The organism is Oxalobacteraceae bacterium OTU3CAMAD1 (assembly GCA_024123915.1).
In the GTDB taxonomy this organism is placed as follows: Bacteria; Pseudomonadota; Gammaproteobacteria; order Burkholderiales; family Burkholderiaceae_D; genus Rugamonas.
The window spans coordinates 2,895,104-2,908,344 of sequence record CP099650.1 but is presented as its reverse complement, the minus strand read 5'-3'; the positions used below and the strand labels follow the sequence as shown (position 1 = coordinate 2,908,344).

General features: G+C 66.4%; 10 protein-coding genes. 2 read left to right on the top strand and 8 right to left on the bottom strand.

Translation table 11 applies throughout. From position 1 onward, the window contains the following. The first annotated feature begins 11 nt into the window (after nucleotides 1-11). Nucleotides 12-1,100, top strand: a complete 1,089-nt coding sequence (locus NHH88_12580; protein ID USX16559.1) for an ionic transporter y4hA — start codon at nucleotides 12-14, stop codon at nucleotides 1,098-1,100. A gap of 17 nt (nucleotides 1,101-1,117) precedes the next feature. Here the strand turns inward: NHH88_12580 and NHH88_12575 are convergent, their stop codons facing one another. The 8 genes from NHH88_12575 to NHH88_12540 form a co-directional block, all read right to left on the bottom strand. Continuing rightward, on the bottom strand, nucleotides 1,118-1,894 hold the full coding sequence (locus tag NHH88_12575) for an ABC transporter substrate-binding protein (protein USX16558.1): 777 nt from the start codon (nucleotides 1,892-1,894) through the stop codon (nucleotides 1,118-1,120). 67 nt (nucleotides 1,895-1,961) lie between these two features. Then, on the bottom strand, nucleotides 1,962-2,918 hold the full coding sequence (locus NHH88_12570; GenBank protein USX16557.1) for a sensor domain-containing diguanylate cyclase: 957 nt from the start codon (nucleotides 2,916-2,918) through the stop codon (nucleotides 1,962-1,964). Nucleotides 2,919-3,001: 83 nt separating this feature from the next. Continuing rightward, on the bottom strand, nucleotides 3,002-3,910 hold the full coding sequence (locus tag NHH88_12565; protein ID USX16556.1) for a LysR family transcriptional regulator: 909 nt from the start codon (nucleotides 3,908-3,910) through the stop codon (nucleotides 3,002-3,004). 164 nt (nucleotides 3,911-4,074) lie between these two features. Beyond that, nucleotides 4,075-4,725 carry a response regulator transcription factor gene (locus NHH88_12560; protein USX16555.1) on the bottom strand — a complete coding sequence of 217 codons (651 nt, stop codon included), beginning with the start codon at nucleotides 4,723-4,725 and terminating at the stop codon, nucleotides 4,075-4,077. Nucleotides 4,726-4,757: 32 nt separating this feature from the next. Continuing rightward, nucleotides 4,758-7,817, bottom strand: a complete 3,060-nt coding sequence (locus tag NHH88_12555; GenBank protein USX16554.1) for a histidine kinase — start codon at nucleotides 7,815-7,817, stop codon at nucleotides 4,758-4,760. 98 nt (nucleotides 7,818-7,915) lie between these two features. Then, entirely contained in the window at nucleotides 7,916-8,506 is a 591-nt protein-coding gene (locus NHH88_12550; protein ID USX16553.1) for an NF038129 family PEP-CTERM protein, read from the bottom strand. Nucleotides 8,507-8,517: 11 nt separating this feature from the next. After that, the gene (locus NHH88_12545; protein ID USX16552.1) at nucleotides 8,518-11,598 is read right to left on the bottom strand and encodes a putative Ig domain-containing protein; all 3,081 of its coding nucleotides are present in this window, start codon (nucleotides 11,596-11,598) and stop codon (nucleotides 8,518-8,520) included. 225 nt (nucleotides 11,599-11,823) lie between these two features. Continuing rightward, nucleotides 11,824-12,387: a TetR/AcrR family transcriptional regulator gene (locus tag NHH88_12540; GenBank protein USX16551.1), complete on the bottom strand. Its 564-nt coding sequence runs from the start codon at nucleotides 12,385-12,387 to the stop codon at nucleotides 11,824-11,826. Between the two features lie 143 nt (nucleotides 12,388-12,530). On the opposite strand from NHH88_12540, the gene NHH88_12535 reads away from it, so the two are divergent. After that, nucleotides 12,531-13,181, top strand: coding sequence for a glutathione S-transferase family protein (locus NHH88_12535; GenBank protein USX16550.1), 651 nt, complete (start codon nucleotides 12,531-12,533; stop codon nucleotides 13,179-13,181). Nucleotides 13,182-13,241 lie beyond the last annotated feature (60 nt).

The following is a 13,241-nucleotide window of genomic DNA, read 5'->3' as shown; positions in this document are numbered from 1 at the left end:
ATGAGCCGCCTATGAAAATATCCACCACCCTGCCCGTCTGGGCCATCGCCGGACCGGTGGTCGGCTGGCTCGCCCTGGCCGGCAAGGCGCTCGGCGCCCAGGAATTGCTGGGCGGCGCCTATCTGGTGGTGCTGGCCATCGGCCTGTTCTGGGGCGTGCTGGCGGCGGTGTTCCATGCGGAGGTGGTGGCGCACAAGATCGGCGAACCCTACGGCACCCTGGTGCTGGCGGTGGCCGTGACCGCGATCGAGGTGGCGTTGATCGTGTCGCTGATGATCGCCGGCGGCGCCGAGACCACCGGCCTGGCGCGCGACACCGTGTTCGCCGCCGTCATGCTGATCCTCAACGGCATGGTGGGCATCTGCCTGCTGGCCGGCGGCAGCCGTCATGGCGAACAAACCTTCACCTTGAGCGGCGTGTCGGCGGCGCTGACCACCCTGGCGGCGATTGCGGTGCTGACCATGGTGCTGCCCAACTACACCACCACCACGCCGGGACCGTTTTACAGCGGCAGCCAGCTGATTTTCATCGCCGTGGTCTCGCTGGTCTTGTACGGCACGTTCGTGTTCGTGCAGACGGTGCGCCACCGCGATTACTTCCTGCCCGCCAGCGGCGACGAGGACGACCATGCGCCGGTGCCGCCGGCCAGGCTGGCGTGGTGGAGCGGCGCGCTGCTGCTGGTGTGCCTGGGCGGCGTGGTGCTGCTGGCCAAATCGCTGTCGCCGGCGCTGGAGGCGGCCGTGCTCAAGATGGGCGCGCCCAAGGCCCTGGTCGGCATCATCATCGCGGCCGTGGTGCTGCTGCCGGAAGGCATCGCCGCCTACCAGGCGGCGCGCGCCAACCGCCTGCAAACGAGCTTGAACCTGGCGCTGGGCTCGGCCCTGGCCAGCATCGGCCTGACCATTCCGGCGGTGGCGCTCGTGTCGCTGGTCAACGGCTGGACCCTGACCTTGGGCATCGACGTCAAATCGACAGTGTTGCTGCTGTTGTCGATCATCGTCACCTCGCTGTCGCTGGGCAGCGGGCGCACCACCATCATGCAGGGCACGGTGTTGCTGATGATTTTCGCAGTGTATTTGTTCGTGACGGTGGTGCCGTAAGCCGTTGCCGGCCGGCGTCATTTGGCCGGCGGCGTCCAGTTCTCGTACTTGCGGCCGATCCGCTCCATGGTCCCGTCGCGCCACATGTCGGCCACGGCGGCGTTGAGCCGTTCGATCAGGGCGTCCGGCACCGAGTTGTTGCACGCCAAATAGACTTGTACCCGGTGAAACGATAGCAGTGGCGCCACCTCGGACCCGGCCAGCCCGCGCGGTCCCTTGGTGCCGTTGCGCACGCTGACCGCCCACAGGTCGATTCGGCGCATTAATAATTTTTGCGCGTTCAAGGTGTCTTCATTGACCGGCTCGACGACGAACCCGCGACTACGCAGGAACTCATCGCGCGCATCGCCGTTGGCGGTGCCGATGCGCAGCTTGCGCGCATCGTCCAGGGTTTTCAACGTATATCCCGAATCGACGCGGCCCCACAGCTGCCATTCGGCAAAGTCGGTAGCGCCCACCCATTTGAACAGCGGCTCCCGCTCGGGCGTGCGCGTCGTGGAATACACACAGGCGTGATCATGGGTCAGGGCGTTGACGTAAGCCCGTTTCCATGGCAAAAGCTCAAGCTTGTATGCGGTGCCAGTACGCGTCATCAGCTCGCGTATCTTGTCGGTCTCGCGGCCCGTGATGACGCCGTCCACGACCATGCTCGACGGTGGCATGCGCTCGGTGGCGATGCGCAGCGTGACGGCCGGCGCGGCGGCCGCTGTCGCGGCTGTCGAGGGCTGTTTGGCGGCAAGCGCCGGGTTGGCCGTGGCCAAAATAATAATACAAAATGCTGCTCGAATCCTCATGCCGTGTGCCGCCTTGTTTTTGCCCTTCCTCTATATCGGCAAGTTTTGGCATAACTGAAATGCCGCGTCAGGCCTCGACGTCGCAGATGCGGTCGCGCCCCGAGGATTTGGCCTGGTAGAGGCGGCGGTCGACCCGGTCCAGGAAGACGTGGGCGTCGTCCTGCGCGCCCGGCACGATGGTGCCGACGCCCATGCTGACGGTGACCATGCGCCCGACGCCCGAGCGGGCATGCGGCAACTCCTTCTGCGCCAGCAGCTTGCGGCAGCGCTCGGCCACATTGCGGGCCGCTTCCTCGTCGGTCGCCGGCAGCAGCAGCACGAACTCCTCGCCGCCGAAGCGCGCACACAGGTCGCGCGAACGCGAGGCGCCCGCGTCCAGCGCCTGGGCCACGCGGCGCAGGCAATCGTCGCCCTGCACGTGACCGTAGTGGTCGTTGTATTGCTTGAAGTAGTCGATGTCGACCACCACCACCGACAGCGGCTCCCCGGTGGCGCGCGCCTTGGCCCACTCGACCGGATAGAGGGTGTCGAACATGCGGCGGTTGGCGACGTTGGTCAGGCTGTCGCGGTAGGACAGCACTTCCAGTTCGCGCTGCAGTTGCACGATCTTGTCCTCGGCCTGCTTGCGCTCGGTGATGTCGAACATGAAGCCGACCAGCGAATCGACGCTGCCGTCCTCGCGCCGCACCACGTGCACCACGTCGCGGATCCAGACGTAGTCGCCGTCGCTGGTCAGGGCGCGGTAGTCGGCCTCGTGGTCGATACCCTTCTGCGACTGGGCGATGCAGAAATCGACGGTCTTTTGCCGGTCCTCCTCGTGGATGCGCTCGATCCAGTCGTTGGCCGAGAGCCAGCTGGACTGGCTCCAGCCGAGCAGCGCCTCGATCTGCGGGCCGATATAACTAAAGCTCATCGTGGCCCAGTCGATGCGCCAGGGAATAGCGCGGGTCGATTCGAGCAAAGTGCGATAGACGCCGTGATCGGCGGGGACGGCCGAATCGGTGCCGGGAAGAGTCGGTTTCATAATTGAAGGAAGTTAGCGAACATAGCCGCATTGTGCCCGCAAAACCGCCCAATGGGGCAACGCTACCGAAAAAGAACGCAATTTCAGGCGTGGTGGTTCATGTACGGATGCGCGCGCAGCGATGCGGCCAGCAGGTCGATGAAGTGGCGCACCTTCGACGACCCCAGCGTGCCATGCCGGTGCAGGATGTGCACCGGCCACGGCGCCTCCTCGTAATCGGCCAGGATGATGCGCAGGCGGCCCTCGGCCAGGCCGGCGGCCACCTGGTAGCACAGCAGCCGGGAAATACCCAGGCCGGCGAGCACCGCTTCGATCGCGGCGTCGTTGCTGGTGACGGTCAGGCGCGGCTTCATCCGTACCGTGGTCGGCTCGCCAGCGCCGCCGAACTTCCATTCCACGCCCGGCGACACGCCGGCCGCCGCGATCACGGTATGGCGCTGCAGCTCGCCCGGATGGTCCGGCACGCCGTGCCTGGCAAGGTACTCCGGCGAGGCGCACAGCACGCGCCGCACCTGGCCGACGCGCAAGGCCTTCAGGCTCGAATCGGGCAGCGGGCCGATTTTCACGGCCACGTCGATGCCCTCGTCGACGAAGTTGACGTTTTGGTCGAGGAAGTGCGCCAGCACCTCGACCTCCGGATAGCGCTTGAGGAACTCGACCACGCAGGGCACGACGAAGGACTTGCCGTACAAGACCGAGGCCGTGACCGACAGGCGCCCCTTGGGCGCGGCGTTGACGTCGGCGGCGGCGCGCCCCGCCTCTTCGATGCTGGCCAGGATCTCGCGGCTGTTGTCCAGGTAGCGCCGGCCGGCCTCGGTCAGGCGCACGTTGCGCGTCGTGCGCAGCAACAGCGTCACGCCCAGGCGCGCCTCAAGCGCGGACACGGCGCGCGTGACCGCCGCCGGCGACAGCGCGAGCCGCCGCGAGGCGCCGGAAAAACTCTCTTGTTCGCCCACCGCGACAAACACGCGCATGAGATGAATCTGGTCCATTGCCAAGGCCGTCCCCGTTGGAAGTCGTAGTAGTAGCGTAGTAGCGACCAGCTTGCCTGATTTTCTCCCGGCCGGGGCGGTGCGCCGCGCAGATGGCGCCTGAATACCCCCCTGAAATGGGGGGCCACGACAGCGCCGGCACCATCGGGCCGGCGCGGCCGGCGTCAAAGGCCGAGGATGCCCCGCTCGAGCGCGATCATCACCGCGTGGGCGCGGTCGCGCGCCTGCAGCTTGAGCAGGATGTTGCTCATGTAGCCCTTGACCGTTTCGCTCGAGATACCCAGCGTCTCGGCGATGGCCGCGTTGGTGTTGCCGCGCGCGACCAGCTTGAGCACGTCCACCTCGCGCGCCGTGACCACCGTGCCGTTGCGGGTATGGGTCATCGCCGATTCGAGCGACGGCGGGATGCTGCGGCCGCCCGCGTGGATGTGGCGCACCGTCTCGAGCAGGCTTTTGCGCACCGCGCTCTTGAACACATAGCCGACCGCGCCGGACATGATGGCGCGCGCCGCGTGGCAGTCGCCCTCGAGCGTGGTCAGCGCGACGATGCGCGCGGCGGGAAATTCGGCGCGAATGGCGGCGATCGCTTCGACACCGCCCATGTCGGGCATTTGCAGGTCCATCAAGGTGACGGCCGGACGCAGGGCACGGTGCAGCGCGATCGCTTCCGCGCCGCTGGCGGCCTGGCCTACGAGGTACAGGTCAGGCTCGGTGGCGATGACGCTGGCGATGCCCTGTTGGAACAGCGGGTGGTCATCGACGCTCAGGATCGTGATCGGCAACGGCTTGAAGGCGCTCATAAAAACCAGGGGCAAGTGGGAGCGCCCATTCTGACACAAGCGCGCGGCTACCGGTAGGCCAGCGCCGCCGGCAGCGACACCTCGACGGTGGCGCCGGCGCCGGGCGCGCTCTCCAGCCGCAGCGCGCCGCCGATGCGCGCGGCGCGCTCGGCCATGCCGGTCAGGCCCCAGTGGCGCCCGCCCTGCGCGGCCGGCGGCGCGCCCGGCGCGACATCGAAGCCCTTGCCCTGGTCGCGGATGGCCAAGGTGAAGGCGGTCGCGCCGTACGACAGCTCGGCGGCCAGCGTGGTGCTGCCGGAATGGCGCAGCGCGTTGGCGATCGCCTCCTTGGCGATGGCGTACAGCTCGTCCTGGGCGTCGGCCCGCAGCGCGCGCCGCTCGCCGCGCTCATGCAGCGAGAACGCCACGCCACGCTCGGCGCACGCCGCGCCGCCGACGGTCGCCAGCGCCGGCGCCAGATCGTCGCGGCAGGCATGGTGGACGCGCAGGTCCAGCAACTGGTCGCGCCCCTCGTCAAGGACTGCGTCGGCAGCGTCGAGGGCCGCGTCGATGCGGGCCTGCGCCGCATCGTCCTTCGGCAGCGCGTTCTTGATGCTGTGGAAGCGCAGGATCAGGCCTTGCACGCTTTGCAGGAAGGTGTCGTGCAGGGTGCGGGCGATGCGCTCGCGCTCCTCAAGCTGCACGCGCATGCGTTCGACCGCGCGCGCCGTCAGGCTGGCCAGCCGGCGCCGGTGCAGCAGATACGCGCTGGCGGCCAGCAGCGCGCCGCAGGCCAGCTTGAACCAGAGGGTCTGGTAGAACGCCGGCGCGATGCGGAATTCCAGGCTGGCCGGCGCGGCGCTCCAGAGACCATCCTCGTTGGCGGCCATCACCTCGAACCGGTAGTCGCCGGGGCCGAGGTTGGTGTAGAAGGCCTGGCGCAGCGCGCCGCCGTCGCGCCAGGCGTGGTCCTGTCCGACCAGCCGGGTGCGAAAGCGCGCCCGTTCCGGAATCGACAGCACGGCGGCGGTGAAGTCGATGCGCAGGTTGTGCGTGTGCCTCGGCAGGGCAAGGCCGCCGGAGGCGCGGTAGCGTTGCGTGTCGGTGGTGAGCGCGGTGATCAGCGGCGTCGGCGCCACCGGGTTGCGGGCGATGCGGCGCGGATCGACCGCGCCAACGCTGCCGGAGGTGGCGTACCACAGGCGGCCGTCGCCGGCTTCGACCAGGCTGTCGAGCGGCAGCACCTGGGCCGGCACGCCCTCATGGCCGTCCAGGTGGTCGAAACGTTCGGCGGCGACCCGGCCGGTTTTACCACCTTCGCCATCCGCTGCCGTTGCGGCGGCCAGGTCGGCGGCGCCGATGCGCACCAGGCCATCGAGCCCGTGCAGCCACAGATCGCCCGCCGCCGTCTGCACGATGCCCGAGACGCCGGCGAAAGGCCGGCCTGTGCTGTCGTCGAGCGCGATGAAGCGCCCATTGTGGAAGCGGGCCAAGCCCTGGTCGCCGCCGACCCACAGCGTGCCCCGGCGGCTGAACATGGCCAGCACGTTGCCGACCGCCAGGCCGTCGGCGGCGCCGAAGCGCCGGATTTTTCCCTGGTCGAGCATCGCCATGGCGTTGCCGGCGTAGCCGAGCCAGAGCCGTCCCCCGGGGTCGGCGTGCAGGGAGGTGGCGTCGCGCCCGGCCAGCCCGGCGTGGCCGCCACCGGCCTGCCAGATACCGTCCTTGAAAGTGTGCACGCCGCGCCGCATGATCGACACCCACAACCGGCCGTCTCCGGCGATCGCCAGCGCCTGCACCGGCTGCTGGATCAATGCCGGCGGCAGCGCCCAGCGCCGCACCACGCCATCACGACGGCTCCACAGCGCATGGACGTTGCCGAACCAAAGCGTGCCATCGGCGCCGAGCACGCCGGCGGTGGCCGACTCCATCGTGCTGGCGATGCGGCGCCCGTCGGCCGCGATGGCGAAGGTCGGCGGCGAGAGCGCGTTCAACGACGAGTGGCTGTTGATCCAGACCTCGCCGTCGGCGCCGGCGGTGAGGCTGAAATCGGTGCTGCCGGCCGGCATATCCTGCACCGACAACCGGATTTCCCGTATGCGATCGACGCCGTTCTCCGTCATAAACCAGAGATTGTCCTCGCGGTCGTCGAACGGGCCGGTGAACACGCGCCTGGCGCTAAAACCGTTGGGCGCCGGCAGCCGCTTCTTCAAGACCAAGTCCGGCGTGTACAGCCGCATGCCGTCGCCCGGGCCGATCCACCAGCCGTTGCGACGGTCCCGGTACACGCTGTAGGGCATGACGCCGAGGTCGGGCAAAACCAGCGGCGCAGAGGTCTCGGACACCGGATCGAAGATGCGTGGCTGCACGCCGAAGCGGAAAACCCTCACCCTGCCGTCGGGCAGCAGTTGGCTCGGCTGCATGCTGCCGAAGCCGTCGACCTGGCGGAATCGGTGCGTGCCGGGGATCTGGCGATACAAGCCATCGAGATGCGTGACGAGCAATCCACCGTCGGGCAGGACGTTGAAGGTCGGCTGATCGCCGGGCGGCACGCCATCGGCCGGCGACACCCGGCGCCAGCGCATGCCGTCGAGCCGGTAGATGCCGGCGGGACTGGAAAACCAGCGCGTGCCGTCGCCGCTCTGGGCGATTTGCAGGATGGCGCTCGGCGGCACACCCTCCGCTTCGCCGTAGTGCCGCGCCGCGCCATGCTCGAACACGGAAATTCCTCCGTGCGCGTAGCCCACCCACAACGCGTCGCCGGACAAGGCCAGCGAGCGCACGTTGGGCGACAGCAGCTTGTTGCCGGCGATATCGTCGAGCCGTTCGAAGCGCACGCCGTCGAAGCGGAACAGGCCGTCCGACGCGCCGAACCACAGCATGCCGGCGCGGTCCTGCACCATCGCCATGGCGTCGGACGGGGCGCCGTCCTGCTTGGTCCAGGCTTTGTGCGACAGGCTGGTGCGCCAGAACGGCGGCAGCTCGGCGGCGGCCGTCGTGGCCATCGTTGTGGCCAATGTCGTGGCCATCGTCGTGGCCGTGACCGCAAAGACCGCCGCCGCCCACAGGGCGCGATGCCGGCGCGCGGATGGCGGGCCGGCCAGGGGAGCGGGCGACGGGAAACTCATACTGGCAGCATACTTAGTAACCAAAAAGCAACAGATTACAGCATAGCCCGTCTAAGCTCAATGCCCACCGCCCCCCCCCTCTGATCGCGTCCCCGCGATTAACGACGACGGCGCGCGTGCGCCATCAGGCAGAGCATGCCAGCCGCCATCAGCAGCACGGTCGACGGCTCGGGCACGGCCTGCACATGGCTCAGCGGACTGGCGTTGTTGACCGCAAAAATGGCCCCGTGCGCGGCGCCCGGTTGCAGCGACACCGTCCCCAGGTCGCCATCGGCACCGAGGTAGCCGACATCGTTGAACAGCAACCAGCCGAAGGTCGTGCCCACGTCACCGGCGCCCAAGGTGAAGCCGACGTCGAACGACAGCAAGCCGCCCAGGCTGACGGTCATGACCAACTCGCCGCCCCCGCCGACGTTGCTGAACACCAGCGGCCCCGGCGGCACGCCGGTGACGGACCCAGTCAGTTGCGGCATGCCGGAGAACGCCCCGGCCAGATTGCTCACCGTCGCGGTGGCCGGCGCCGCATCGGCCAAGCCGAGGAAGTACAGCCCCAGATACGCCGTTCCACTGCCCAGGGTGGCGGTGTCGATGGTGACGGTGTACTGCGGCGCGGCGCCGGCATGGGCCTCACCACCCAGCATGCAGGCAGCCAGCAACAATTTCACCAACAGGTATTTCATATGGTTCATCGCGTATCTCCCTAGTATTTAGCGCTGATCAGCTTGCGGCCATAGCCGATGGTCAGCTTGGACGGGTTGCTGAAGGTGGTGGTAAGGGTCACGCTCTGACCCGGCGCCAGTTCACCGACGGGCAGCGTGATGTAGGGAGAGCGATCCTCACCGGTCGCGTTGTCCAGCGTGACGCCGTCGGTGAGGTTCTCCAGCCGGAAGTGCAACGGTCCCTTGATGGCCTGCTGCGTGATGTTGGTGATGGACACCGTGCCGCTATATTTCTGCGTGAAGCGGTTCACCGTCAAGCCGGACTGCAGCATCCGGACGCTGGCGCTGACATCGACCGGCGCCAGCAAATCGAAGCGCGAGCCGTGGAAATGCAATTCGCTGTACGACGAGATGCCGGGATAGGCCGGATCGGTCGGAGCGCCCGGATGGTCGACACGCACCATGAAGTAACGATAGCGCTCGTTCTCCAGTCCCGGCAGCACGGGAATGACCTCCATGATGAAGTTCTGGCTGCTCGTATCGGCGGTCTCCCGGCTGGTCAACAGGGTCCACGACGCGTTGTCGTTCGAACCGTAGACATTGATGCCCTGGGAACGATTGCCGAACATGAAGCGCGCGCGGATACCGAACGCGTTGGCCGCGACGCGGTAGTTCTCGCCGAAGTCCAGGGTCACGACGTTGCGCAAATCGCCGGAGGTGGTGTTGTAGTCGTCGTCCACCAGCGACGGGATGGCGTTGGGGCTCAGCACGGTCGGGGTGACCATGTTCTTGCTCCAGTCCAGGCTGCCGTCGGAGGCCAGCCGTGGATTCAACAGCTCCAGCTTGCGCGTCACTTCCTGCACCTTTTTCAGCAGGGCCGGAAATTCGGCGTCGGGAACGGTGGCCATGGCCTTGCGCAACGGCGCCAGTTCGGCCTTGAACGTCGCCAGCGATGGCGTCGTATAGATCGACCCCGCGTCATAGCCGCCCATCGCGGCGGCGAACGCCGTATGGCGGTCGGGCTGCACGCTCATGCGCGCCGTCATCGTGCTGATGGAGACGCCGTCCGTCGCGCTGATGACGAGGTCTTGCATGCCGACCTGGTTCGCGGCTGGCGTCCAGGTCAGCGCGCCGGTCGTCGTGTCCAGGGTGGCGCCGGGCGGTAGGCTGACCGCCTTGTAGACCACGGTGTCGGCAGAGTTGGCGTCGGTGGCGGTGTACACGGCCTGGTAAGGCATGCCCTGCACCACCAGCTCCGTCACCGGGAATACCGGCATGGCGAAGCGCGGCGGCGTCAGCTGCGTGGGCGCGGCCATGTTGACGAAGTCGACGTCCACCGTCGCGCCGTCGGGGCCGGTGAATTTGAAGTAGATGATGTTGTCGCCCAGCCGCCTGCCGGCGGTCGCCGCGTTCGCGCTGTCGGGCACGATGTAGCGCCATTGGCCGCCCGTGTCCGGCACCGTCATCTCGCTCCACGGCTTGGCGCCTGCGGTCGCGCTGGCGGCCAGTTTGGTCACGGCGTTGGTGCGCACCATCAGGCCGACCGGGGCGTATTTGCTGCGATCGGCGTAGGCGATGTCGTGGAACACCACGGTGGCGCCGGTCGGCGTCAGCTGCGCGCGCCCGTAGGTGCGTTCGCCTTCGGTCGCCGTGTTCCAGTCACCGTTGAGGTAGATGGACTTGCGCTCGGTCTCCAGCATCCCCGTGTTGACGGGTAGCGGGATGCCGGTCAGCGCCTTCGGCAACGTCAGGAAGGCCTCGGCGCCAAAGTCCTTGTTCGCGGGGCTCGCCGGCCCCCAGGGCGTGACCGGACCGTTCGCGTGCGCGGCCGCCGTCGCCAGATAAGGCGCCACGGTATCGACATCGACGCCCTGCTCGTACTTATAGACGTTGTAGACCTCGGAGATGCCTTCGACCTGGTTCAACCGACCCCGGTAAGCTTCGGAAATGCCCGATGTGCCGCCGCTGGTGTCGGCCCACGGCGTGTCATGGCCCAGCATGAAGCGGGCGTAGGCATCGGCCCCCATCAGCAGCCGGTTGCCGCCGAATTTGTAGACGCTGACGGCGTCGCCGGCGGTGGACGGCTTGCCGCTGTACGGGTCGACCTTGGTGCCCTGCGCGGTCACCAGGCGCAGCAAGCCGATCAGGTTGTCGACATTGTCGCCGCCGTGGGCCTGGTCGCGCATCATTTCCTGGATCTGATAGAACGGATAGCCCGCCGTGTTGTGCGGGTTATCGGTGTCGATGAAAGGAATCAGGGGCAGGATGCCGCCGTTGATATCCTGACGGGTCGAAGTGGCGTTGACCGTCAGCCATTCCACTGTTTCGTCGTAGCGGGCGCGGTTGTCGGTGAAGATGGCGCCGGCCAGGCGGCCCGCGATCGAATACACGTGCTGGTTCATGAAGCGCTCGTTGCTGGCGAAGAAGGTGCGCTCCATCGGGTCGATCAGGTTGTCCTTGAGCTTTTGCGTGTCGGTGGCGGTCCAGGCCAGCGGGTACGCGGCGTAGGCGGCATCGGCCGGCGTGTAGCGCATGATCTCGGCCGCCAGCAGCATGCGGAACAGCGGCACGCCGGTGTGGATGTGGGCGTCCGGGTAGTAGGCGTAACCGTTGGGATTCATGTTGCTCCAAGTGCGCAGGATGCGCATCGCGTTGCGGCGGTACTCGTTCTGGCCGGTCATGTAGTACAGCAGCGATTGCGTCAGCGCGCCTTGCGAATCGTTGATCAGGCGGGTCTGGGCGGTGCCGTTGTTGAAGTTGGGCGTATTGGGGGTGTCGACCTTGGTGGTGTCGCGGTTGGTCGGTTGCAGGTTGATGTTGGCGTAGTTGCAGCAGACCGTGGCGAGGGTGTTGTAGTAGGTCTTGTAGGGCTCGACATCCGCCCTGACCTGCTGGCGGGCGTACTCGAGCTGCTCAAGGGTGAAGCCGAGCGCGGGATGCTTGAATCCGGCCTCGCTGACCGATGGCTGGGCCTGCGGTGTGGCCACGAAGCTGACGGCCGTCGCCCACGGGCTTGAAATGAGCAGCAGTGCCGAGGTTATCGCGGCACACAGCTTGATGCGCCGATGGGCGGGCGCTTGCGGTCCTTGCCGCTTGAGGCCCTGAAGGGTTTGGTTGTCCATATGTCTCCTTATAGTTAGAAATGCTGAGTTCCCTCTATCATTTTCTATTCATTGTTATCGATAACAATTCACGATAAAAAAAGGCTGATCTCGTGCCGAAATATCCATCGAAGACAAAGTTATCGATAACAATTTTAGGCGTTGAGAGATGCCGAATTGATGTGGGGAACAGCAAATGTAACACGAGACGCTTGATTTTCTGTATCAAACAAACAACAGCCGCGTTTACGGCAACAGACCGGCCAGGCGGTAAGCCGCCAGGGTACTGTCGAAGACCGACACGTCGTCGCAGCCACGCGCCACCAGCTGCGCGCCTTCGATCGCGGAGAACACCGCGAACGCCCGTCCCCTCACCGCCTCGGCGTCCATGCGCGGATGCCCCACCGCCAGCACACCCGCCAGCCAGCCGACGATCTGCTCGGTGAAGCGCTCGACTTCCGCCCGCACCTCCTGCGCCAGACCGGGTCGCTCGGCCGCCAGCACGCCCGCCATGCACATGCGGTTTTCGCGCAGCAGCGTTTCGCGAAACACGTCGGCGTATTTGTCCAGGCAGGTTTTCCAGTCCAGTCCCTGCTGTTGCAGGCCGGTCAGGTACGCCATGAACTCCTCGGTGTACTGCCGCGCCAACGCCGCGCCCAGGTCGCCCTTGGTCGGGAAATAGTAATGGATGCTGGAACTCTTGACGCCGACCGCCTCGGCCAAATCGCGAAAGCTCAGCGCGCTGTAGCCCCGCGCCTGCACCATCAGCCTTGCCGCCATCATTACTTCCTGTTTTTTATCGCTTGCCATACCTGATCCTGGAAAAGTTTCGCTTGACGCGACAAAACCGCCGGAGCTATTATCTACCTATCGATAGATAGACAACTCCAGAAGGCGTCTCTATCGTTCATTTTACTCTATCTACCGAAAGGTAGACTCACAGAAAGCGGAACATGAAAATCTATGACACCCCAGGCTTCCCCAACCCGGCCCGCATCCGTATCGTGCTCGCGGAAAAAGGCATCGACCAGTTGTTCACCTTCATTCCGGTGGACCTGATCGCCGCCGAGCACAAGCAACCGGACTTCCTCGCGAAGAATCCAAACGGCGTGGTGCCGGTGCTGGAGCTGGACGACGGTACCCACATCGCCGAATGCGTGGCGATCACCGAGTACCTCGACAACCTCGATGGCGACCCGGTCCTGACCGGCAAGACGCCTCGCGAAAAAGCCATGGTCCACATGATGCAGAAACGCGCCGACGACTGGATGATCGATGGCATCGGCGGCTACTTCCACTACGCCACGCCGGGCCTGGGCGCCACGCTGGAGGCGCACAAGAGTCCCGACTGGGTCGGCCGCAAGGAATGGGGCGGGCGCCAGCTGGAGAAATTCAAGACCGGCATGCGCTATTTCGACGGCGTCCTGGCCAAGACGCCCTATCTGGCCGGCGCACAATTCTCGATGGCCGACATCACCGTGTACTGCGCGCTGCTGCACGCGGCCTTCGTCGGCATCACGGTCACGGACGAGTACCCGGCGCTGAAGGCCTGGCAAGCGGCGGTGGCGGAGCGTCCAAGCGTGAAAAACCGCAGCGGACAATAAAAAAAGGGAGTCCCGTGGGACTCCCTTTTCATGCCGGCCGATGTGCCGCCCGGTGCCGAT